Origin of the sequence: Enterobacter sp. PL1 (assembly GCF_945957325.1) — a bacterium.
Lineage (GTDB): Bacteria > Pseudomonadota > Gammaproteobacteria > Enterobacterales > Enterobacteriaceae > Enterobacter > Enterobacter roggenkampii.
In genome coordinates this window covers 143,212-163,474 of the sequence record NZ_CAMFKT010000007.1, presented here as the reverse complement: position 1 = coordinate 163,474, position 20,263 = coordinate 143,212, and the positions used below count along the sequence as shown (strand labels likewise).

Sequence of the window (20,263 nt, the reverse complement as noted above, 5' to 3'; positions counted from 1 at the left end):
GGTGGCGCTTCGCTTTCCTGACCTACTGACGAGTGTAGGCCCGGTAAGCGCTAGCGCCACCGGGCTTTTTTATCAGGCTTTGACCCGCTTAATGTAATCCCCGAACGCCGTCAGCTGGCCAGAGAGATGGTCGCGCGTGCTCTGATCCACCACTTCACCCGTTTGCGGGTCGACCTTGTTCTGAATCACTCCGCCCATAAATTCCGGCTTGTTCATCACCATCGCATCGAGGAAGACCAGGATCTGACGCAGGTGATACTGGCAGCGCGCGCCGCCAATCGCGCCCATGGAGCTGGTCTGGATCAGCACCGGTTTGCCTGACAGCGGCTGCTCAGGTAAACGGGACAGCCAGTCGATGGCATTCTTCAGACCACCGGGTACAGAGTAGTTGTACTCTGGCGTGACGATGACCACGCCGTCAGCCTGGCGAATCTGCTCTGCCAGCGCCTCAACGCTCTGCGGGAACCCTTCTTCCTGCTGTACGTCGGCATCATAAAGCGGAATATCGCCAATAGACGGCAGGGCGCTAATTTCCATACCTGCAGGTGCCAGCTGTGGCAGCGTGCGGGCTACCATCCCGTTAAATGAACCTTTGCGCAGGCTTCCCAGTAACGTAACAACTTTCAACGTATCAGACATGATTACTCCTGTTTCATCATGATGACCCTGATTGGATCAGCTAAGGGTGAATGCTTTTTCTGCCGGTAAACTGGTTAATCGCATCAGACGTGCGGCGGGCTCGTTGGCGCGCTCGGGCACATCAGGAAGGCTACGCCATCCCTGTTGACTGTCAAATTCCCAGATTTTCATGCGTTCGATGGCGGGGGTCACCGCGATGGACCAGATGAGCACATCCTCCGCGTCGCAGAGCGCTTCTACCAGCGTGGCCTGGGTGGCGCGCAGACGTCCGGAGCCAGGCAACAGCTGCAGCAGGCTGGCGTCGTCTGAGGCGCATCCGCAGAGCTTGCGAATGCTCTGGCGCAGGGTAATGAGCTGGGCTCTGGCTTCAACAGGATCGTTCTGGTTGCGTACCCACAGCTTCTCATTGCTGGAGAGCGGATAGTCTTCATGCGCGTTACCACCGTGGAAGCTGCGCGTCGCGCGCTGAAGCTCCATATCGAGCCCACAGTCCCCTTCGGTGGTCAGCGCAACCCCAATGATATTGCCCGTGTAGGCAATGGAAAAACGAGGGAGATCCGGGTCCGCAAAGACCGGGCGGCCTTCTGGCTGGGTAATGATGTCCGGCAGCTCGCTGGTGCCGTACAGCATAAACATCAGTTCTGCGAGAAGCGCTCGGGACGCTAAAAACCGCGACCTGCGATGCTCCGGAAGCGTGAGTGCTTCACGGTGACAGGCTGAAGAAATTCTTGCCGATACGAGACGTCCTTCTGTAAGTATCCCTCTTGCAAAGTGCGTAGCCATTTTTCGCTCCTTGATAATGGTCGTAATCGGTTAAACGGTTACATGATTATCGCTTAACTTGCCTCCTGTTTTAATCAGTAAATGGAAGTAAGAGAAGCCTTAGGACCGAACTTTACATTTTCTTAGGCAAAAATTGGATCGCTCGCACCGTACAGCGCCTTGATGGTCTCCCGCAGCCAGAGAATTTTGGGATTATGGCTGTTCCGTTTATGCCAGATCAGCGTGAAGGGCACGGTCAATTTATCCGCCTGCTCCTCATCAATGGGGATCGGAAGCGCGATCAGCTTACGCTGGTGGAGTTCATTGTAGTGGTGACAGTAGTGCGGGGCGGTGGCGATATAGTGATGGCCGGGCTGCGCCGCCATAAACATCGCCTGTTCGAAGCCCGGCAGGCTCATGGCGATAGTGCGATCGCGTCCCATCTCCTTTAACACCTCATCAAGCGCCCAGGTATCGCTGCGTTCCCAGAAGATGCTGATGTGGGGATAGCGCAGGAAGGTCTCCAGATTCCATTCTTGCTGAAGCGCCGGATGATCCTCGCGCAGATAGACGCAGGGGCGGTCGCTGAACAGGATTTCGTAGTCGATAAACCACGGCATCAGCTTAAGCAGCTCGCGGGATCGCGGATGCGTTTCACGCCCGGTGAAGCCCAAATCCACCTCGCCACGCGTAATCGCGTCCAGCGAGTCGTAATCCCACTGGCGCATTTTCACCGTCGCCTGTGGATAGCGCTGGTTCACCTGCTCCAGCAGGGTATTGAAGCGGATCAGCATCAGCGGCGTTTCCGCGGCCAGCACGAACGTCAGCCCGCCCGGAGAATCATGATGGAATTTATCGAGGATCTGGTTGCCGATTTGCATCCAGTCAGCCAGATCCTGCTCCAGGCTCACCGTCAGCGGCGTCGGCAGCAGCCCTAGCGGCGTTTTGACAAACAGCGGGTCGTCAAACCAGTCACGCAGCTTGGCCAGTGATTTACTCACCGCCGACGGCGTCACGTTCATCCGCTTCGCCGCCTTGGTAACGCTGCGCTCCTGCAGCAAAAGCTGCAGGCACAGCAACAGGTTAAGATCGAGACTGCTGATGGGCTTCTTCATAGTGCGCCGCGGGCTGGATGACCATAAGTAAGGTAATGCAGACTATGCTACAGCCAATCAGAACCCCGATCAGCATATTCAGCGCGTTCAGGCCAACTACGGCTGCCAGCCAAATCCACAGCGACGAGCCGCAGACCTGCGCGATCCCCAGCACCGAACTCGCCACGCCTGCCCGCAGCGAGAAGGGACCAAGCGCCTGGCTCATCGCCACGCCAAAGCCAACCGAGAACCCGGCGCAAATGAGCGTAATGCCCACCAGCATCACCGCATGTGAGCTGGTGGTCGCCAGGATCGCGCCTGCGGCAAGGAATAAAACCTGTGAGGTCACCATCAGCGTGCGCTGGCGGAAGATATTCAGCGCAAACGGCGTCGAAAACGAAACGGCCATACTGACCATCGCGGTTAATGCCATCACCGTGGAATACTCACCGCGATCGAAGCCCATGGTCTCCATCAGCAACACCGGGGAAACGTTTACATAGGTCAGGATCACCGCCACGCTTAACGTGGTCACGGTCAGACGGCTGAGGAAAAAGCGGTTTAGAAGCTTCTCTGCCGGGTGAAGGGTTGCGGTATGGCCGGTATTCTGCGAGCCCGGGTGGGTCTCTTTCAGCACGGCAATCGACAGGACAAACACCAGCGTGCCCATGGCAGCCATGGTCCAGAACAGGCTCTGCCACGGGAACTTCAGCATGATCAGATAGCCCACGACCGGGGCCAGCACCGGGATGATACAGGTAATGCCGTTCAGCATCGACAGCACTTTGGCGCGACGCTGGGCGCTTAGGGTGTCGCGCAAAATGGCAAACGCCACCACGTAGCAACCGCCCGCACCGATGCCCTGGATAAAGCGCCCGGCCAGAAACACGGTGCTGTTTTGCGCCTGCGAGCAGAGAAGGGACGCCAGGGCAAAAACGATGGCACCGGCGATAGCGACAGGCTGACGGCCTGCTTTATCCGCGATCTTCCCGGCAAACACCATCGACGACGCCATCCCGGCGAGGTAAGCCGAAAACGCAATATGCAGCTGCGCTTCGCTGGCGCCCAGATCGCGGGCGATATGCGGTAATCCCACCAGATACATATCAATACCGGACGGATAAAGCAGAACTAATGCGAAACTACAAAACAGAAAACGCGCCATAAACCCCCCATAGATGCAGGCATGCAGGATAGGGGGTGAAAAGGGATTAGGCGAGTTGCCATTTGGACAATGGTAATTTCCTGAGAGGAAAACCAATCTCTCACTGTTTTATGTATCTAACCTTTGCGAGAAGATACTTCGGATTAACAGGGAGACAAGGCTATGAAATTGTCTGTTTCAGTTATTTTGCAACAGTAGTATTTTAATTAATGAATATCTCCTTTTTTGGTAGGAGATATAGATAATCGACCCATTGCAAATTTTATATAAATTATTAAATAATTCTGTTCTGAAACCGATAACTAAAGAAAACATCTTTTTACTACAAACAGCTCAGCCTCAAGGACATAAAAATGGAAGAAACCGAGTTTTACAGAAATGGGAATGTTAGCATTACTAATGCAAGGTTTATCGTAGGTTCAACAACATATGCAATGAATGGTGTGACATCAGTTAAACGTGGTCAAACAGATCCTTCAAAGGTTGGACCAATCATTTTGGTATTGATTGGTATCGCAATGGTATTCATCGCCGCATCTTTATTGACGAAAGCAATTGGTGTGGTCATTGTGGTGGTTGCTATTGCATGGTTTAAAGCAATCAAGCCTGATTATATTGTTTACCTGAATAGTTCCTCTGGAGAGTCACAGGCACTGACCAGTCAAGATAAACAATATATTGACGATGTGATTAATTCCTTGAACAACGCCATAATTCATCGCGGTTAATATAACTACAGGTGACTTATGAATACGTGATTATTATAAGTCGCCTGTAGATATTGAACACCCCCGATAAGTGATTACTTACCAATACAGAAGCTCGAGAAGATCCGTCCCAGCAGATCGTCCGACGTAAACTCACCGGTGATCTCGCTCAGATTCTGCTGCGCCAGACGCAGCTCTTCCGCCAGCAGTTCACCTGCCCACGCGCCAATCAGCTGCGCTTTGCCCTGGTCAAGATGGCGTGCCGCCTCTTCCAGCGCCTGCAGGTGACGGCGACGCGCCAGGAAGCCGCCTTCCATGCTGGTATCAAAGCCCATGCTCTGCTTGAGGTGGTTACGCAGGTCATCCACGCCTTCACAGGTCCGCGCCGACAGGCGAATCAGTGAGTGACCATTCACATCGCTGATACCGAGCGTTTCGCCGGTCACGTCTGCCTTGTTGCGCACCACGGTGATCGGCAGTTTGGCCGGCAGACGGGCAATAAAGTCCGGCCAGATCTCTGCCGGGTCAACGGCGTCGGTCGTGGTGCCGTCCACCATAAACAGCACGCGGTCGGCCTGCTCGATCTCCTGCCAGGCGCGTTCGATACCGATGCGCTCAACCTCGTCGCTGGCATCGCGCAGACCGGCGGTATCGATGATGTGCAGAGGCATGCCGTCGATGTGAATGTGCTCGCGCAGCACGTCGCGAGTGGTGCCGGCAATGTCGGTTACGATTGCCGCTTCACGGCCCGCCAGGGCGTTCAGCAGGCTCGATTTCCCGGCGTTCGGGCGTCCGGCAATCACCACCTTCATCCCTTCACGCAGCAGGCTGCCCTGGCGCGCTTCTGCACGAACGGCGTCGAGATCGGCCATCACCTGGTTGAGCTGGGCTTCGATTTTGCCGTCAGAGAGGAAGTCGATCTCCTCGTCCGGGAAGTCGATAGCCGCTTCCACGTAGATCCTAAGGTGAGTAAGTGCTTCCACAAGGTGATTCACACGCGCGGAGAATGCGCCCTGGAGCGAGTTCAGAGCAGAACGGGCCGCCTGTTCAGAACTGGCGTCGATCAGGTCAGCAATGGCCTCAGCCTGCGCCAGGTCGAGCTTGTCGTTGAGGAAGGCACGTTCGGAGAACTCGCCCGGCTTCGCAATGCGCAGGCCCGGCAGGGTCAGGATACGTTTTAACAGCAGGTCGAGGATAACCGGGCCGCCGTGGCCCTGAAGCTCCAGCACGTCTTCACCGGTAAAGGAGTTCGGGCCGGGGAACCACAGCGCAATGCCCTGGTCCAGCGGCGTGCCGTCGGCATCTTTAAACGGCAGGTAATCAGCGTAGCGCGGCTTTGGCAGTTTACCCAGCACCGCTTCGGCCACCTCGCGTGCCTTCAGGCCGGAGATACGCAGAATGCCTACACCACCGCGTCCCGGTGGGGTTGCCTGGGCGACGATAGTGTCGTTATGGCTCATGGTTGGTCTCGTTCAATACAAATAAAAAAGGCGGTCAATCGACCGCCCTTATTTTAGCGTTAACTTATCGGATCAGGACTTTTTCTTTTCGCGGCTATGCAGGCCACGTTTTTCCAGACCACGGTAAATCAGCTGCTGCTGGATGATGGTCACCAGGTTGCTGACGATATAGTACAGCACCAGACCTGACGGGAACCACAGGAAGAACACGGTGAAGATGACCGGCATAAAGGTCATGATCTTCTGCTGCATCGGGTCGGTCACGGTGGTCGGCGACATCTTCTGGATGAAGAACATCGTCACGCCCATCAGGATCGGCAGGATGTAGTACGGGTCCTGTGCGGACAGGTCATGGATCCACAGCGCGAACGGCGCGTGGCGCAGCTCAACGGAACCCATCAGCATGTAGTACAGCGCAAGGAAGATTGGCATCTGAATCAGCAGCGGGAAGCAACCACCCAGTGGGTTCACTTTCTCTGCTTTGTACAGGGCCATCATTTCCTGGCTCTGACGCTGTTTGTCATCGCCCAGACGCTCACGCATTGCCTGAATCTTCGGCTGCAGCATGCGCATCTTCGCCATGGAGGTGTACTGCGCTTTAGTCAGCGGGTACATGATGCCACGAACGATGAAGGTGATAACGATGATGGAGAAGCCCCAGTTACCCAGGAAGCTGTGGATGAACTTCAGCAGCTTAAACAGCGGCTGAGAGATGAACCACAACCAACCGTAATCCACGGTCAGATCCAGGTGCGGCGCAACAGCGGCCATTTTGTCCTGAATTTCCGGGCCAACCCACAGGGTGCTGGCCAGCTTACCGGTTTGACCCGGCTGTACCAGAACCGGCTGAGATTTGTAGCCGATGGCTGCAAGGCCGTTACCCAGGTTCGCGGTATAGAAGTTGTTGGTACCGTCGTTATTTGGCACCCACGCCGTCGCGAAATACTGCTGCAGCATTGCCACCCAACCGCCTTTAGCGCTGACGTTCAGGTTTTCGTTATCGGCAATGGTGTCGAATTTGTATTTCTCGTACTTCGCGTCAGGCGTGGAGTACGCCGCGCCACGGAAGGTGTGCAGCGCAAAGTTGCTGCTTCCGGTGTCACGGTGAGACGGCAGATTGATGGACTGCTTCAGCTGGCCAAAGGTCGACAGCTCCAGCGGTTTCGCACTGGCGTTCTGAACGCTGTAGCCCACGTTCACCGCATACTCACCGCGCTTCAGGGTGAAGGTTTTGGTGAAGGTGTTGCCTGCGGCGTCGGTATAGGTCATCGGGATAACGAGTTCGTTCTGGCCATCAGCCAGCACAAAGGTGTCGTTCTCGACGTTATACAGTGGACGCGCACCGTTAGCCGGGTTATCCGGGCCGTCACGACCGGTCAGGCCGCTCTGCGCCTGATAGATAAACTCAGGCGTGGTTTCCAGTAACTGGAACGGTTCGTTAGACTTCAGCTCTTTCGGGTAGGTCAACAGCAGCGCCTGCTCAACATCACCACCACGGGTGTTGATTGTCAGCTCAAGCACATCGGTCTTAACCGTAATCTGTTTCCCCTGGCCACTGGCCGGTACGCCCTGGTCGGCGGCGCTACCCGCTGCGGTGGTCGTAGTCTGCGTGGTCTGCTGCTGGGGTTGAGGATTTTTATCCTGCTCCCATGCCTGCCAGATCATGAAAGACACGAACAACAAAGCGATGATAAGAAGATTGCGTTGCGAATCCATCGTTAGTGTTCTCTGGTATCAAAGGGTCCTGGGGGGACGGGGTCGTCTCCACCGGGGTGTAAAGGGTGGCATTTTAATACGCGTTTCACCGTCAACCAACTGCCTTTTATCACTCCAAACCTGCGCAATGCCTCAATTCCGTAGCTTGAGCATGTTGGTGTGAAACGGCAGTGCGGCCCGAGTAGCGGACTAATCAGGCGTTGATAGACCCGAATGAGGGCTATCAGGACCCGGGAGCCAGGCGACAGTGGCGGCGCCATAATTTTTCCAACGCTTCCGAGAGAGCACGGTTATCGAGGTCGGCAACCCCTTTCTTCGCCACCACCACGAAATCCATTGAAGGCAGTTCGTGCTGACGTAAACGGAAGCTTTCACGCGTCAGACGTTTAATCCGATTGCGTTCATGCGCACGCTTAACATTTTTCTTGGCGACTGTGAGACCGATGCGGGGATGCCCCAGCGAATTTTGGCGGCCGAGGATGGTGATTTGCGGCGTGCCAGCCCGTTGTGGCTGCTGGAAGACGAAAGTGAAATGAGCGGGAGTTAACAAACGTAACTCCCTGGGAAATGCTAGCTTAACCACTCAGGGGTTAGCTTTATTACTTGGAAACGGTCAGACGAGCGCGGCCTTTAGCACGACGACGTGCCAGAACCTGACGACCATTTTTAGTAGCCATACGAGCACGGAAGCCGTGAGAACGGTTGCGCTTCAGTACAGACGGTTGAAAAGTGCGTTTCATGGCGATTTCTACCTAAACTTGAATAAATTCACTGACTTTTGCGTATACCCGAACGAGTTTCGAACGACTAACGCCTCAGCGTGGGTGATTAAAGAGGCCGGATTGTAATAATTGTACACTCCGGAGTCAATTCTCTTTCCTTATTTCCCGCGTATTTCCGCACGTTTTCGCGTGGAAAATGAGCAACGGACGACGCAGGAAGATGAGCATCACGCGCCGGGTCGAGGATTATACGGGCTCACCGATAAAGCGCAAGGATCGTCCCGGATCTTCGTTAGATCATTTAAGCAATAAATTGGCTGTGCTCATTAATTTTTCCAATATGCGGGCTAAATCGTGGGGCACTCGCACCAGGATCGTTTACACTTAACCGGTTTCTGATCTTCCTGTGGATAAATCGGGAAGAATCTGTGAGAAACAGAAGATCTCTGGCTCAGTTTAGGCTATGATCCGCGGTCCCGATCGGGATCCCAGGATCCTGGTCAGGATAAATTGCAGATAGCAATTCGCACGTCCCCCTTTACACAGGGTCATGCCGATGTGCGCCAACAATCATGAATATTCAATAGTTTTCTTTTATTGTTCGAGTGGAGTCCGCCGTGTCACTTTCGCTTTGGCAGCAGTGTCTTGCCCGATTGCAGGATGAGTTACCAGCCACAGAATTCAGTATGTGGATCCGCCCGTTGCAGGCGGAACTGAGCGATAACACGCTGGCTTTGTACGCGCCAAACCGTTTTGTGCTCGATTGGGTAAGGGACAAGTACCTTAATAACATCAATGGACTGCTGAACGATTTCTGCGGGTCAGATGCCCCACAGCTGCGCTTTGAAGTGGGCACAAAGCCGGTCACCCAAACCGTACGTGAAACCGTGAATGTGGCTGCGCCTGCTCAGGCCGCACCCGCGCCGGCCCCTCGCGTCGCTCCTGCTCGTCAGGGTTGGGATAATGTTCCTGCACCGGCTGAGCCAACCTACCGCTCTAACGTAAACGTCAAACACACGTTCGATAACTTCGTTGAAGGTAAGTCGAACCAGCTGGCGCGCGCGGCGGCTCGCCAGGTTGCTGATAACCCCGGTGGGGCCTACAACCCGCTGTTCCTGTATGGCGGCACGGGTCTCGGTAAAACGCACCTGCTGCACGCGGTGGGCAACGGCATTATGGCGCGCAAGCCCAATGCCAAAGTGGTGTATATGCACTCCGAACGCTTCGTTCAGGACATGGTAAAAGCCCTGCAAAACAATGCGATCGAAGAGTTTAAACGCTACTACCGTTCCGTTGACGCGCTGCTGATCGATGACATTCAGTTCTTTGCCAATAAAGAACGATCGCAGGAAGAATTTTTCCACACCTTCAATGCCCTGCTGGAAGGCAATCAGCAGATCATTTTGACCTCGGATCGTTATCCAAAAGAGATCAACGGCGTTGAAGATCGTCTGAAATCCCGCTTCGGCTGGGGCCTGACCGTGGCGATCGAGCCACCGGAGCTGGAAACCCGCGTCGCGATCCTGATGAAGAAAGCCGATGAAAATGACATTCGCCTGCCGGGTGAAGTGGCGTTCTTCATTGCCAAGCGTCTGCGCTCCAACGTGCGTGAGCTCGAAGGGGCACTGAACCGCGTTATCGCCAATGCCAACTTTACCGGTCGTGCGATCACCATCGATTTTGTGCGTGAAGCGCTGCGTGATTTGCTGGCATTGCAGGAAAAACTGGTCACTATCGACAATATTCAAAAGACGGTGGCTGAGTACTACAAGATCAAAGTGGCAGATTTACTGTCTAAACGTCGTTCCCGCTCGGTGGCGCGCCCGCGTCAGATGGCGATGGCGCTGGCAAAGGAGTTAACCAACCACAGTCTGCCGGAAATCGGCGATGCGTTTGGTGGCCGTGACCATACGACCGTGCTGCACGCCTGTCGCAAGATTGAGCAGTTACGCGAAGAAAGCCACGACATAAAAGAAGATTTTTCCAATCTAATCAGAACATTATCATCGTGACGCTATGAAATTTACCGTTGAACGTGAACATTTATTAAAACCGCTGCAACAGGTGAGTGGCCCATTAGGCGGCCGCCCAACGCTGCCTATTCTCGGAAACCTGCTGCTTCAGGTCGCGGACGGTACGCTGTCGCTGACCGGTACAGATCTGGAAATGGAAATGATCGCGCGCGTTACGCTGACGCAGCCGCACGACGCGGGCGCGACCACGGTTCCGGCACGTAAATTCTTTGATATCTGCCGCGGGCTGCCGGAAGGCGCTGAAATCGCCGTGCAGCTGGAAGGCGACCGTATGCTGGTGCGCTCTGGCCGCAGCCGTTTCTCGCTCTCCACGCTGCCTGCAGCGGACTTCCCGAACCTGGACGACTGGCAGAGCGAAGTGGAATTCACCCTGCCGCAGGCGACGATGAAGCGTCTGATTGAAGCCACCCAGTTCTCCATGGCGCATCAGGACGTTCGTTACTACTTAAACGGCATGCTGTTCGAAACCGAAGGTGAAGAGCTGCGTACCGTGGCGACCGACGGCCACCGTCTGGCGGTCTGTTCCATGCCGATTGGCGACTCGCTGCCAAACCATTCGGTGATCGTGCCGCGTAAAGGGGTGATTGAGCTGATGCGTATGCTCGACGGCGGCGACACGCCGCTGCGCGTGCAGATCGGCAGCAATAACATCCGCGCCCACGTGGGCGATTTTGTCTTCACATCGAAGCTGGTTGACGGCCGTTTCCCGGATTATCGCCGCGTATTGCCGAAGAACCCGGACAAAACGCTGGAAGCCGGTTGCGACAGCCTCAAGCAGGCGTTTGCGCGTGCGGCTATTCTCTCTAACGAGAAATTCCGCGGCGTGCGCCTGTACGTGAGTGAAAACCAGATCAAAATCACCGCCAACAACCCGGAGCAGGAAGAGGCAGAAGAGATTCTGGACGTCACCTACGCCGGGGCTGAGATGGAAATCGGCTTCAACGTTAGCTACGTGCTGGATGTGCTGAACGCGCTGAAATGCGAGAACGTGCGCATCCTGCTGACCGACTCCGTTTCGAGCGTACAGATTGAAGATGCCGCATCACAGTCGGCTGCCTATGTTGTCATGCCAATGAGACTGTAATGTCGCTCACCCGTCTGTTGATCCGCGACTTTCGCAACATCGAAAGCGCGGATCTCGCTTTATCCCCTGGCTTTAATTTCCTGGTTGGCGCGAACGGCAGCGGCAAAACCAGCGTGCTGGAAGCCATCTATACGCTCGGCCACGGTCGGGCGTTTCGCAGTTTGCAGATTGGTCGCGTGATTCGCCACGAGCAGGAATCTTTTGTTCTGCACGGGCGTTTGCAGGGCGAGGAGCGGGAGACCGCCATCGGCCTGACCAAAGACAAGCAGGGCGACAGCAAGGTGCGCATCGACGGTACCGACGGCCACAAGGTGGCCGAGCTGGCGCTGCTGATGCCGATGCAGCTGATCACGCCCGAGGGGTTTACTTTACTCAACGGCGGCCCCAAATACAGAAGAGCGTTCCTCGACTGGGGATGCTTTCACAACGAAGCCGGATTCTTTAACGCCTGGAGCAACCTGAAGCGTCTGCTCAAGCAGCGTAACGCCGCGTTGCGCCAGGTGACGCGCTACGCCCAGCTGCGTCCGTGGGACATGGAGTTAATCCCTCTTGCGGAACAAATCAGCAACTGGCGTGCCGAATACAGCGCAGGTATTGCTGAAGACATGGCCGACACCTGCAAACAGTTTTTACCCGAGTTCTCTCTCACCTTCTCCTTCCAGCGCGGCTGGGAGAAAGAGACGGACTATGCCGAGGTGTTAGAGAGAAGCTTCGAGCGCGACCGCATGTTGACCTACACCGCGCACGGCCCGCACAAGGCGGATTTCCGCATTCGTGCCGACGGTGCGCCGGTGGAAGACACGTTGTCGCGCGGGCAGCTCAAGCTCCTGATGTGTGCGTTGCGCCTGGCACAGGGGGAGTTCCTCACCCGCGAAAGCGGGCGACGCTGCCTGTACCTGATAGATGATTTTGCCTCGGAACTTGACGACGCGCGGCGCGGGCTGCTTGCCAGCCGCTTAAAAGCCACGCAGTCACAGGTTTTCGTCAGCGCCATTAGCGCTGAACACGTTATGGACATGTCGGACGAAAATTCGAAGATGTTTACCGTGGAAAAGGGTAAAATAACGGATTAACCCAAGTTGAAATGAGCGAGAAACGTTGATGTCGAATTCTTATGACTCCTCCAGTATCAAAGTCCTGAAAGGGCTGGATGCGGTGCGTAAGCGCCCGGGTATGTATATCGGCGACACGGATGACGGCACCGGTCTGCACCACATGGTATTCGAGGTGGTAGATAACGCTATCGACGAAGCGCTCGCGGGTCACTGTAAAGACATCGTGGTCACCATCCATGCGGATAACTCCGTCTCCGTCACCGATGACGGCCGTGGTATCCCAACCGGTATTCACCCGGAAGAGGGCGTCTCCGCGGCGGAAGTGATCATGACCGTGCTGCACGCAGGCGGTAAGTTCGACGATAACTCCTATAAAGTTTCCGGCGGCCTGCACGGCGTAGGTGTTTCGGTAGTAAACGCCCTGTCGCAGAAGCTGGAGCTGGTTATCCAGCGCGAAGGCAAAATTCACCGCCAGCTTTACACGCACGGCGTGCCGCAGGCACCGCTGGCCGTTACCGGCGAAACCGACAAAACCGGTACCATGGTGCGTTTCTGGCCGAGCCTCGAAACCTTCACCAACGTCACCGAGTTCGAGTACGACATCCTGGCGAAACGCCTGCGTGAACTGTCGTTCCTGAACTCCGGCGTCTCGATTCGCCTGCGCGACAAGCGTGACAACAAAGAAGACCACTTCCATTACGAAGGCGGTATCAAGGCGTTTGTTGAGTATCTGAACAAGAACAAAACGCCTATTCACCCGAATATCTTCTACTTCTCCACCGAAAAAGACGGCATCGGCGTGGAAGTGGCGCTGCAGTGGAACGACGGTTTCCAGGAAAACATCTACTGCTTTACCAACAACATTCCACAGCGTGACGGTGGTACCCACCTTGCAGGCTTCCGTGCGGCGATGACCCGTACCCTGAACGCCTACATGGACAAAGAAGGCTACAGCAAGAAAGCGAAAGTCAGCGCCACCGGTGACGATGCCCGTGAAGGCCTGATTGCCGTGGTTTCCGTGAAGGTGCCGGATCCGAAGTTCTCCTCACAGACCAAAGACAAGCTGGTCTCTTCTGAGGTGAAATCGGCGGTTGAGCAGCAGATGAACGAACTGCTGAGCGAATACCTGCTGGAAAACCCGTCCGACGCGAAAATCGTGGTGGGCAAAATTATTGATGCGGCGCGTGCCCGTGAAGCGGCGCGTAAAGCCCGTGAAATGACCCGTCGTAAAGGCGCGCTGGACTTAGCCGGCCTGCCGGGCAAGCTGGCTGACTGCCAGGAACGCGATCCGGCGCTGTCCGAACTGTACCTCGTGGAAGGGGACTCCGCGGGCGGTTCTGCGAAGCAGGGCCGTAACCGCAAGAACCAGGCTATTCTGCCGCTGAAGGGTAAAATCCTCAACGTTGAGAAAGCCCGTTTCGACAAGATGCTCTCTTCTCAGGAAGTGGCGACACTCATCACCGCGCTGGGCTGCGGCATTGGCCGTGACGAGTACAACCCGGACAAACTGCGCTACCACAGCATCATCATCATGACCGATGCGGACGTCGACGGCTCGCACATCCGTACGCTGCTGTTGACCTTCTTCTATCGTCAGATGCCAGAAATCGTTGAGCGTGGTCACGTCTACATTGCCCAGCCGCCGCTGTACAAAGTGAAGAAAGGCAAGCAGGAACAGTACATCAAAGACGACGAAGCGATGGATCAGTACCAAATCGCAATCGCGCTTGATGGCGCGACCCTGCACGCGAACTCGCACGCCCCTGCACTGGCCGGTGAGCCGCTGGAGCGTCTGGTGTCCGAGTTCAACGCCACGCAGAAAATGATTACGCGTATGGAACGCCGTTATCCGAAAACGCTGCTGAAGGAGCTGGTTTATCAGCCAACCCTGACCGAAGCCGATCTGAGCAGCGAGCAGACCGTCACCCGCTGGGTGAACGCTCTGGTGACCGATCTGAACGAAAAAGAGCAGCACGGCAGCCAGTGGAAATGCGATGTTCAGCAGAACGCTGACGGGCAGTTCGAGCCGATCGTTCGCGTGCGTACCCACGGCGTCGACACCGACTACCCGCTGGAGCACGAGTTTGTCACCGGTCCGGAATACCGTCGTATCTGCACGCTCGGCGAGAAGCTGCGCGGCCTGATCGAAGACGATGCGTTCATCGAACGTGGCGAACGTCGTCAGCCGGTAGCCAGCTTCGAGCAGGCGCTGGACTGGCTGGTGAAAGAGTCCCGTCGCGGCCTCGCGATCCAGCGCTATAAAGGTCTGGGCGAAATGAACCCGGAGCAGCTGTGGGAAACCACCATGGATCCGGAAAGCCGTCGCATGCTGCGCGTGACCGTTAAAGACGCGATTGCTGCAGACCAGCTGTTCACCACCCTGATGGGCGATGCGGTTGAACCACGTCGTGCTTTCATCGAAGAGAACGCCCTGAAAGCGGCAAATATCGATATTTAATCGACGTGATACCGCACAATAACTGGCCGCGCGTTTAGCGCGGCTTTTTTATGGGCGCGGGCATATCCTGCGACAGCACTGACGGTAAGCGACTGGCGAGCGTATCGACGGCAATCCTCACCCTCAGCGGCAGGTGCGGCGTTTGCTGCCAGACGGCATGAACGTCAAAATGGACATCGGGCGCCTGTTTCAGGAGCGGGACGAGCTTTCCCTGATGAATTTCTTTAATGGCCATCCAGCAGGGGAGCCAGGCAATCCCGTGTCCGGCCAGCGCCGCGTCGCAGATGGCCTGCAAATCATCCATATTGAGCGATGAACGGGGAGTAAAGGTGTGCGAGGTCCCTTCGTTATCCATCAGTTGCCAGGGTAACACTCTGCCTGCGCGCAGATAGTTAATGGCCGTATGATGGGGTAAGTCAGCCACGCTTTGCGGCTGGCCTTTGTTCTGCAGATAATCCGGCGCAGCGCACAGCACCATGCGGTGTTCGCCCAGCTTTCTGGCGACCAGCATGCTGCTGTCCTGCAGCCTGCCGTTACGCACCGCCATATCAAACCCTTCCTCCACCAGATCCACCACGCGGTCGCTGAACGACATTTCAAGCTCAAGCCCGGGGTGTTCCTGCGCCAGTTCAATCAACAGCGGCGCGACGCACTGGCGGCCAAACAGTACCGGCATGGCAACGCGCAGGCGGCCGCTAACCTGCTGTTTCCCCGTTTCAAGCAGCGATTCCGCGCCCCGAATTTCCTCCAGCGCAAGCAGGCACCGTTCATAAAAAAGGGCGCCGTTATCGGTCAGGCTCTGGCTGCGGGTGGTGCGCTGAAACAGCCGTACCCCCAGTCGCTCCTCGAGACGAGCGATGCTTTTTCCTACCGCCGAGCGTGACAAATGCAGACGAATGGCGGCCTGAGCGAAACTTCCCGCCTCTACGGCAGCCACAAAAACAGGGATATCCTTCAGCGTGTCGGTCATGAATTGTATCTTTTTTGGCGTCAATATAGAGAAAACTTATCGCCACTGGCGACCATGCGTCAACGGTAGACTGTCAGTACTAAAGCTTACTTGATGGCCGGAGAAAAAAATGACCGAGACAATGCAACGCTGGACGATGAGCGCCCTCGGGCGCGAGAGCCTCACGCTTATTCAGGAGCCCATTCCACAGCCAGGTCCGGGTGAAGTGCGCGTAAGGGTGAATGCCGTCGCGCTCAACTATCGCGATAAAATGGTGATAGAAGGCACGATGCCGATTCCGCTTTCCTTCCCGTTTACCCCGGCGTCTGACATGGCGGGCGTCGTCGACAGCATTGGTGAAGGCGTCACGCGTTTCCAGCCCGGCGCGCGCGTCATCTCAACCTTCTTTCCGGAGTGGATCGACGGTAAACCGCAGGCGGACGCGCGCAATTTGCCCTATAGAACGTCCGGTGGATACTTCCAGGGAATGCTGGCCGAGTACGTGATTGTGAAGGAAGACGCGCTGGCGGCATCGCCGGAAACCCTGGATGACGCAGAGGCCAGCACCTTACCCTGCGCGGGGCTTACCGCCTGGTTCGCACTGGTGGAACGCGGTCAGCTGCGCGCCGGGCAATCGGTGCTGGTACAGGGGACGGGCGGCGTGGCGATTTTCGCCCTGCAAATCGCAAAAGCGCACGGCGCAGAGGTCATTGTTACGTCCGGGAGCGATGAAAAGCTGGCGCTGGCCAAAAAGCTGGGGGCCAGCCAGGGCATCAACCGCCTGAAAGGCGACTGGGCTGAAGAGGCGCTGGCGCTGACTCAGGATCGCGGCATCGACCATATTATCGAAACCGTGGGGGGCGAGAACCTGAAGCACTCCCTGCGCGCCGTTGCCGTTCATGGACGTATCTCGGTCATTGGCGTGCTGGCCGGGTCTGACATTTCGCTCTCTGCTGGCGAACTGTTGCTGAAATCTCCCGTCATTCAGGGGATCGGCGTGGGGCACCGCCGGGCGCTGGAGGATTTCGTCCGCGCCGTGGATGTCACCGGGTTGAAACCCGTGATTGAGCATCGCTACCGTTTTAACGAGCTTAAACAGGCTCTTGAGCATCTGGATCGCGGTGCGTTTGGTAAAATCGTTCTCACTCGCGAGTAGGTCTTTGTTCCTCGGGATAGGCGTAAAAGGGGGCTTTTGTTGCGCAAGGTAGCTCTATTTTTGTGTGCTTAATCGCGTTAGCATGAGGCAGCACTCATTTATCCCGGGGAACTCATGGCTATCAAACTTATTGCAATCGATATGGACGGCACGCTGTTGCTGCCAGACCACACTATCTCTCCAGCCGTTAAGAACGCGATCGCCGCGGCACGCGCAAAGGGCGTGAATGTGGTCCTCACCACGGGGCGTCCGTATGCGGGCGTGCACAGCTACCTGAAAGAGCTGCACATGAATCAGCCCGGCGACTACTGCATTACCTATAACGGCGCGCTGGTGCAGAAAGCCGCAGATGGCAGTACGGTTGCGCAAACCGCGCTAAGCTACGATGACTACCGGTTCCTGGAAAAACTGTCCCGTGAGGTGGGTTCCCACTTCCACGCTCTCGATCGCAATACGCTTTACACCGCCAACCGTGATATCAGCTACTACACGGTACATGAATCCTACGTGGCGACCATTCCGCTGGTGTTCTGCGAAGCCGAGAAGATGGATCCGGCCACCCAGTTCCTGAAAGTGATGATGATCGACGAGCCGGAGATCCTGGATAAAGCGATTGCGCGCATTCCGGCCGAAGTGAAAGAGAAATACACCGTGCTGAAAAGTGCGCCGTACTTCCTTGAAATCCTCGATAAACGCGTCAATAAAGGCACCGGCGTGAAATCGCTGGCCGACGCGCTGGGCATCAAACCAGACGAAATCATGGCGCTGGGCGATCAGGAAAACGACATCGCGATGATTGAATTCGCGGGCATGGGCGTGGCGATGGATAACGCTATTCCGTCGGTGAAAGAAGTGGCTAATTTTGTCACCAAATCCAACCTCGAAGACGGCGTGGCTTACGCCATTGAGAAGTTTGTGCTGAACTAAACACCCGCTTGCGATACCCTGATGCGATAACTGCGCATCAGGGTATCCTCATGAAACAAATCACCTTCGCTTCCCGCAACCACCAGCTTACGAACATCAATACCTGGACGCCGGACAGCCAGTGGCTGGTCTATGACGTGCGCCCGTCAGGTGCATCGTTCACCGGTGAAACCATCGAGCGGGTTAATGTTGTTACGGGCGAGGTCGAGGTGATTTATCGCGCCACTGACGGCGCGCACGTTGGCGTGGTGACCGTTCATCCCGCGCAGGAGAAATACGTCTTTATCCACGGCCCGAAAAACCCGGATGCGGACTGGCACTATGATTTTCATCATCGCCAGGGGGTAATTGCGCATCACGGGCAGGTGAGTAACCTGGACGCAATGGATATCACTTCACCGTTCACCCCGGGCGCGCTGCGCGGCGGCAGCCACGTCCATGTCTTCAGCCCGAACGGCCAGCTTGTCAGCTTTACCTATAACGACCACGTGCTGCACGTGCGCGATGCGAAGCTTGATTTACGCAACGTCGGCGTGGCGGCGCCTTATGGCCCGGTGAATCCGCCGGGAAACCATCCTCGTGAATACCCGGGGACTTACTGGAGCGTGCTGGTCAGCCGCACGACGCCCAACCCGCAGCCGGGCAGCGACGAGATTAACCGCGCCTACGAAGAGGGCTGGGTGGGCAACGACAGACTGGCGTTTATCGGCGATACCCTGTCTGCAACGGGCGAGAAAGTGCCTGAACTGTTTATTGTTAACCTGCCAGAAGATGAACAGAGCTGGAAACGGGCGGGCGATGCGCCGCTTCAGGGCACCGCAGAGACCCTGCCGGCCCCGCCTGCTGGGGTGAAGCAGCGTCGTTTGACCTTTACGCATCAAAGGGCCTATCCGGGCCTGGTGAACGTGCCGCGTCACTGGGTTCGCAGCAACCCGGAGGGGACACAGGTCGCGTTTCTGATGCGCGACGATAACGGCATTGTGCAGCTGTGGCTGATCTCACCTGATGGCGGCGAGCCGCGCCAGCTGACGCGTAACGGGAGCGATATTCAGTCTGCGTTTAACTGGCATCCGGCGGGTGATCGGCTGGGGTTTGTGCTCGAAAACCGGATCGCCTGCTGTGACGCGCAGACCGGACAAGTGACGTTTTTGACGTCCGATCACGGCAATCCGCCGTCTGCGGATGCCGTCGTATTTTCCCCGGACGGGCGCTTTATTGTGTGGATGGAAGAGACGGACGGTTTCCGTCAGCTCTGGTTAGCGGAAACCGCGCAGAACTAGCGCGGCGGCATCTCTGCGGGCGGAATGACGGCGTTTGTCGCCAGATTTTCCTGCTCGCTTTTCTCTACCCGTGAGCGCACGGAGTCGTCCTTACGGAATAAATCCCACGGCAGCAGAAGCGTGTCCGCCACAGCCGTAAACGGCATATCCAGGATAACCAGGGATTTGGTGCCCCAGTTTGTATCGTCATCGGAGATCATCGCCGCGCTGGCGCGCGTCCCCGGATATGTTCCTTCTTTACCGCCGGTGTGAGACATCACGCTCGAACACCCGCAAAGTAAAACTACCCCGCTGAACGTCGTCAGCTTTATCAGAACATTTTTCATCATCACTCAGTCATCGTTAATGGCACTGCATAGACCTGCAACTCAGGGTTATAGCGAGCCTTATCCAAAATGGATAGCCCGATAACCCCGCACTGTGGCAGCCATCGCAATTTAACCCTTTGTGCTGTTGTCCCAGTCTATGCGAGATGCAGGAAAGTGCAAAAAAAAGTGCAGTTGTCATGCTTGAAAAGCCCGGTTGCAGACCCATTTTAAGAATACGACCCGATAACGAACTCGCCTGATGGGTGTTCGGGGGGCGTAAAGGCCTGTCCATGGTGGAAGGCTTAATTTTCTCGCTGATTTCAGGAGTTTTATTTATGCGTAACTTCGATCTTTCTCCGCTATACCGTTCTGCAATTGGTTTTGACCGCCTGTTTAACCATTTAGAAAATAACCAAAGCCAGAGCAACGGCTACCCTCCATACAATGTTGAGCTGGTTGACGAAAACCACTACCGCATCGCCATTGCCGTCGCCGGTTTTGCAGAAAACGAACTGGAGATCACCGCGCAGGACAACCTGCTGGTGGTGAAAGGTTCCCATACGGCCGAGCAGAAAGAACGTACCTACCTTTACCAGGGCATCGCTGAGCGCAACTTTGAACGCAAGTTCCAGTTAGCTGAGAACATTCATGTGAAAGGCGCGAACCTGGTCAACGGCCTGCTGTTTATCGAACTGGAACGTGTGATTCCGGAAGAGAAAAAACCGCGTCGTATCGAAATTAACTAATT

20 protein-coding genes and 1 other annotated feature are annotated in these 20,263 nt (G+C 56.0%); of the genes, 9 read left to right on the top strand and 11 right to left on the bottom strand.

Going from position 1 to position 20,263, the window contains the following annotated elements:
• Window positions 1-72 precede the first annotated feature (72 nt).
• The 4 genes from N6P30_RS08950 to N6P30_RS08935 form a co-directional block, all read right to left on the bottom strand.
• Complete coding sequence (locus N6P30_RS08950) at window positions 73-639, bottom strand: NADPH-dependent FMN reductase (protein ID WP_014833835.1); 567 nt, start codon at window positions 637-639, stop codon at window positions 73-75.
• A gap of 36 nt (window positions 640-675) precedes the next feature.
• Entirely contained in the window at window positions 676-1,422 is a 747-nt protein-coding gene (locus N6P30_RS08945; RefSeq protein WP_023293689.1) for a 4'-phosphopantetheinyl transferase family protein, read from the bottom strand.
• Between the two features lie 122 nt (window positions 1,423-1,544).
• Complete coding sequence (gene yidZ / locus N6P30_RS08940) at window positions 1,545-2,516, bottom strand: HTH-type transcriptional regulator YidZ (RefSeq protein WP_008500176.1); 972 nt, start codon at window positions 2,514-2,516, stop codon at window positions 1,545-1,547.
• Window positions 2,485-3,660, bottom strand: coding sequence for an MFS transporter (locus N6P30_RS08935; RefSeq protein WP_023293690.1), 1,176 nt, complete (start codon window positions 3,658-3,660; stop codon window positions 2,485-2,487). The genes yidZ and N6P30_RS08935 overlap by 32 nt, the downstream gene beginning before the upstream one ends.
• A 353-nt stretch (window positions 3,661-4,013) precedes the next feature.
• Between N6P30_RS08935 and N6P30_RS08930 the strand changes: the two genes are divergently transcribed.
• Window positions 4,014-4,388: a DUF6232 family protein gene (locus N6P30_RS08930; protein WP_023293692.1), complete on the top strand. Its 375-nt coding sequence runs from the start codon at window positions 4,014-4,016 to the stop codon at window positions 4,386-4,388.
• Window positions 4,389-4,462: 74 nt separating this feature from the next.
• Here the strand turns inward: N6P30_RS08930 and mnmE are convergent, their stop codons facing one another.
• The 5 genes from mnmE to rpmH form a co-directional block, all read right to left on the bottom strand.
• Complete coding sequence (gene mnmE / locus N6P30_RS08925; RefSeq protein WP_023293693.1) at window positions 4,463-5,827, bottom strand: tRNA uridine-5-carboxymethylaminomethyl(34) synthesis GTPase MnmE; 1,365 nt, start codon at window positions 5,825-5,827, stop codon at window positions 4,463-4,465.
• A gap of 72 nt (window positions 5,828-5,899) precedes the next feature.
• Complete coding sequence (gene yidC / locus N6P30_RS08920) at window positions 5,900-7,543, bottom strand: membrane protein insertase YidC (protein WP_008500173.1); 1,644 nt, start codon at window positions 7,541-7,543, stop codon at window positions 5,900-5,902.
• Window positions 7,544-7,545: 2 nt separating this feature from the next.
• The gene (yidD, locus tag N6P30_RS08915) at window positions 7,546-7,803 is read right to left on the bottom strand and encodes a membrane protein insertion efficiency factor YidD (RefSeq protein WP_001307474.1); all 258 of its coding nucleotides are present in this window, start codon (window positions 7,801-7,803) and stop codon (window positions 7,546-7,548) included.
• Window positions 7,767-8,126, bottom strand: coding sequence for a ribonuclease P protein component (rnpA, locus tag N6P30_RS08910; protein ID WP_021242673.1), 360 nt, complete (start codon window positions 8,124-8,126; stop codon window positions 7,767-7,769). Before rnpA ends, yidD begins: the two co-directional genes overlap by 37 nt.
• Before the next feature lie 16 nt (window positions 8,127-8,142).
• A complete protein-coding gene (gene rpmH, locus N6P30_RS08905) occupies window positions 8,143-8,283 on the bottom strand; it encodes a 50S ribosomal protein L34 (protein WP_000831330.1) in 141 nt (46 codons plus the stop codon).
• Between the two features lie 599 nt (window positions 8,284-8,882).
• Between rpmH and dnaA the strand changes: the two genes are divergently transcribed.
• From dnaA to gyrB, 4 genes are read left to right on the top strand one after another with little or no spacing between them, the layout of a single operon-like run.
• A complete protein-coding gene (dnaA, locus tag N6P30_RS08900; protein ID WP_010426558.1) occupies window positions 8,883-10,277 on the top strand; it encodes a chromosomal replication initiator protein DnaA in 1,395 nt (464 codons plus the stop codon).
• Between the two features lie 4 nt (window positions 10,278-10,281).
• A complete protein-coding gene (gene dnaN / locus N6P30_RS08895; RefSeq protein WP_008500170.1) occupies window positions 10,282-11,382 on the top strand; it encodes a DNA polymerase III subunit beta in 1,101 nt (366 codons plus the stop codon).
• The gene (gene recF / locus N6P30_RS08890; RefSeq protein ID WP_008500169.1) at window positions 11,382-12,455 is read left to right on the top strand and encodes a DNA replication/repair protein RecF; all 1,074 of its coding nucleotides are present in this window, start codon (window positions 11,382-11,384) and stop codon (window positions 12,453-12,455) included. The genes dnaN and recF overlap by 1 nt, the downstream gene beginning before the upstream one ends.
• A 28-nt stretch (window positions 12,456-12,483) precedes the next feature.
• The gene (gene gyrB / locus N6P30_RS08885) at window positions 12,484-14,895 is read left to right on the top strand and encodes a DNA topoisomerase (ATP-hydrolyzing) subunit B (RefSeq protein ID WP_008500168.1); all 2,412 of its coding nucleotides are present in this window, start codon (window positions 12,484-12,486) and stop codon (window positions 14,893-14,895) included.
• Between the two features lie 34 nt (window positions 14,896-14,929).
• On the opposite strand, the gene N6P30_RS08880 is transcribed toward gyrB, so the two are convergent.
• Window positions 14,930-15,865: a LysR family transcriptional regulator gene (locus N6P30_RS08880; RefSeq protein WP_023293694.1), complete on the bottom strand. Its 936-nt coding sequence runs from the start codon at window positions 15,863-15,865 to the stop codon at window positions 14,930-14,932.
• A gap of 109 nt (window positions 15,866-15,974) precedes the next feature.
• Between N6P30_RS08880 and N6P30_RS08875 the strand changes: the two genes are divergently transcribed.
• From N6P30_RS08875 to N6P30_RS08865, 3 genes are all read left to right on the top strand, one after another.
• A complete protein-coding gene (locus N6P30_RS08875) occupies window positions 15,975-17,000 on the top strand; it encodes a zinc-dependent alcohol dehydrogenase family protein (protein WP_008500166.1) in 1,026 nt (341 codons plus the stop codon).
• Between the two features lie 114 nt (window positions 17,001-17,114).
• Window positions 17,115-17,927, top strand: a complete 813-nt coding sequence (gene yidA, locus N6P30_RS08870) for a sugar-phosphatase (protein ID WP_008500165.1) — start codon at window positions 17,115-17,117, stop codon at window positions 17,925-17,927.
• Window positions 17,928-17,977: 50 nt separating this feature from the next.
• Complete coding sequence (locus N6P30_RS08865) at window positions 17,978-19,207, top strand: DUF3748 domain-containing protein (RefSeq protein WP_023293695.1); 1,230 nt, start codon at window positions 17,978-17,980, stop codon at window positions 19,205-19,207.
• Here N6P30_RS08865 and N6P30_RS08860 read toward each other — a convergent pair.
• Entirely contained in the window at window positions 19,204-19,536 is a 333-nt protein-coding gene (locus N6P30_RS08860; RefSeq protein ID WP_021242679.1) for a YceK/YidQ family lipoprotein, read from the bottom strand. The two genes, N6P30_RS08865 and N6P30_RS08860, sit on opposite strands and share 4 nt — an antisense overlap.
• A gap of 249 nt (window positions 19,537-19,785) precedes the next feature.
• Window positions 19,786-19,857: a sequence feature (ROSE (Repression Of Heat Shock gene Expression) occurs in the 5'-region of heat shock genes and acts as an RNA thermometer to modulate expression.), on the top strand.
• Here N6P30_RS08860 and ibpA point away from each other — a divergent pair.
• A complete protein-coding gene (gene ibpA, locus N6P30_RS08855) occupies window positions 19,851-20,261 on the top strand; it encodes a small heat shock chaperone IbpA (RefSeq protein ID WP_008500162.1) in 411 nt (136 codons plus the stop codon). It overlaps the preceding feature by 7 nt.
• The last annotated feature ends 2 nt before the right edge of the window (window positions 20,262-20,263 follow it).

What these genes read in the sequence shown, in the direction of transcription:
- ibpA (WP_008500162.1), top strand. Translation starts at nt 19,851, where the DNA reads ATGCGTAACTTCGATCTTTCTCCGCTATACCGTTCTGCAATTGGTTTT.
- yidA (WP_008500165.1), top strand. Translation starts at nt 17,115, where the DNA reads ATGGCTATCAAACTTATTGCAATCGATATGGACGGCACGCTGTTGCTG.
- recF (WP_008500169.1), top strand. Translation starts at nt 11,382, where the DNA reads ATGTCGCTCACCCGTCTGTTGATCCGCGACTTTCGCAACATCGAAAGC.
- yidZ (WP_008500176.1), bottom strand. Translation starts at nt 2,516, where the DNA reads ATGAAGAAGCCCATCAGCAGTCTCGATCTTAACCTGTTGCTGTGCCTG.
- N6P30_RS08935 (WP_023293690.1), bottom strand. Translation starts at nt 3,660, where the DNA reads ATGGCGCGTTTTCTGTTTTGTAGTTTCGCATTAGTTCTGCTTTATCCG.
- mnmE (WP_023293693.1), bottom strand. Translation starts at nt 5,827, where the DNA reads ATGAGCCATAACGACACTATCGTCGCCCAGGCAACCCCACCGGGACGC.
- rpmH (WP_000831330.1), bottom strand. Translation starts at nt 8,283, where the DNA reads ATGAAACGCACTTTTCAACCGTCTGTACTGAAGCGCAACCGTTCTCAC.
- N6P30_RS08950 (WP_014833835.1), bottom strand. Translation starts at nt 639, where the DNA reads ATGTCTGATACGTTGAAAGTTGTTACGTTACTGGGAAGCCTGCGCAAA.
- N6P30_RS08875 (WP_008500166.1), top strand. Translation starts at nt 15,975, where the DNA reads ATGACCGAGACAATGCAACGCTGGACGATGAGCGCCCTCGGGCGCGAG.
- N6P30_RS08945 (WP_023293689.1), bottom strand. Translation starts at nt 1,422, where the DNA reads ATGGCTACGCACTTTGCAAGAGGGATACTTACAGAAGGACGTCTCGTA.
- dnaN (WP_008500170.1), top strand. Translation starts at nt 10,282, where the DNA reads ATGAAATTTACCGTTGAACGTGAACATTTATTAAAACCGCTGCAACAG.
- gyrB (WP_008500168.1), top strand. Translation starts at nt 12,484, where the DNA reads ATGTCGAATTCTTATGACTCCTCCAGTATCAAAGTCCTGAAAGGGCTG.
- yidD (WP_001307474.1), bottom strand. Translation starts at nt 7,803, where the DNA reads ATGGCGCCGCCACTGTCGCCTGGCTCCCGGGTCCTGATAGCCCTCATT.
- yidC (WP_008500173.1), bottom strand. Translation starts at nt 7,543, where the DNA reads ATGGATTCGCAACGCAATCTTCTTATCATCGCTTTGTTGTTCGTGTCT.
- N6P30_RS08865 (WP_023293695.1), top strand. Translation starts at nt 17,978, where the DNA reads ATGAAACAAATCACCTTCGCTTCCCGCAACCACCAGCTTACGAACATC.
- N6P30_RS08930 (WP_023293692.1), top strand. Translation starts at nt 4,014, where the DNA reads ATGGAAGAAACCGAGTTTTACAGAAATGGGAATGTTAGCATTACTAAT.
- N6P30_RS08880 (WP_023293694.1), bottom strand. Translation starts at nt 15,865, where the DNA reads ATGACCGACACGCTGAAGGATATCCCTGTTTTTGTGGCTGCCGTAGAG.
- N6P30_RS08860 (WP_021242679.1), bottom strand. Translation starts at nt 19,536, where the DNA reads ATGATGAAAAATGTTCTGATAAAGCTGACGACGTTCAGCGGGGTAGTT.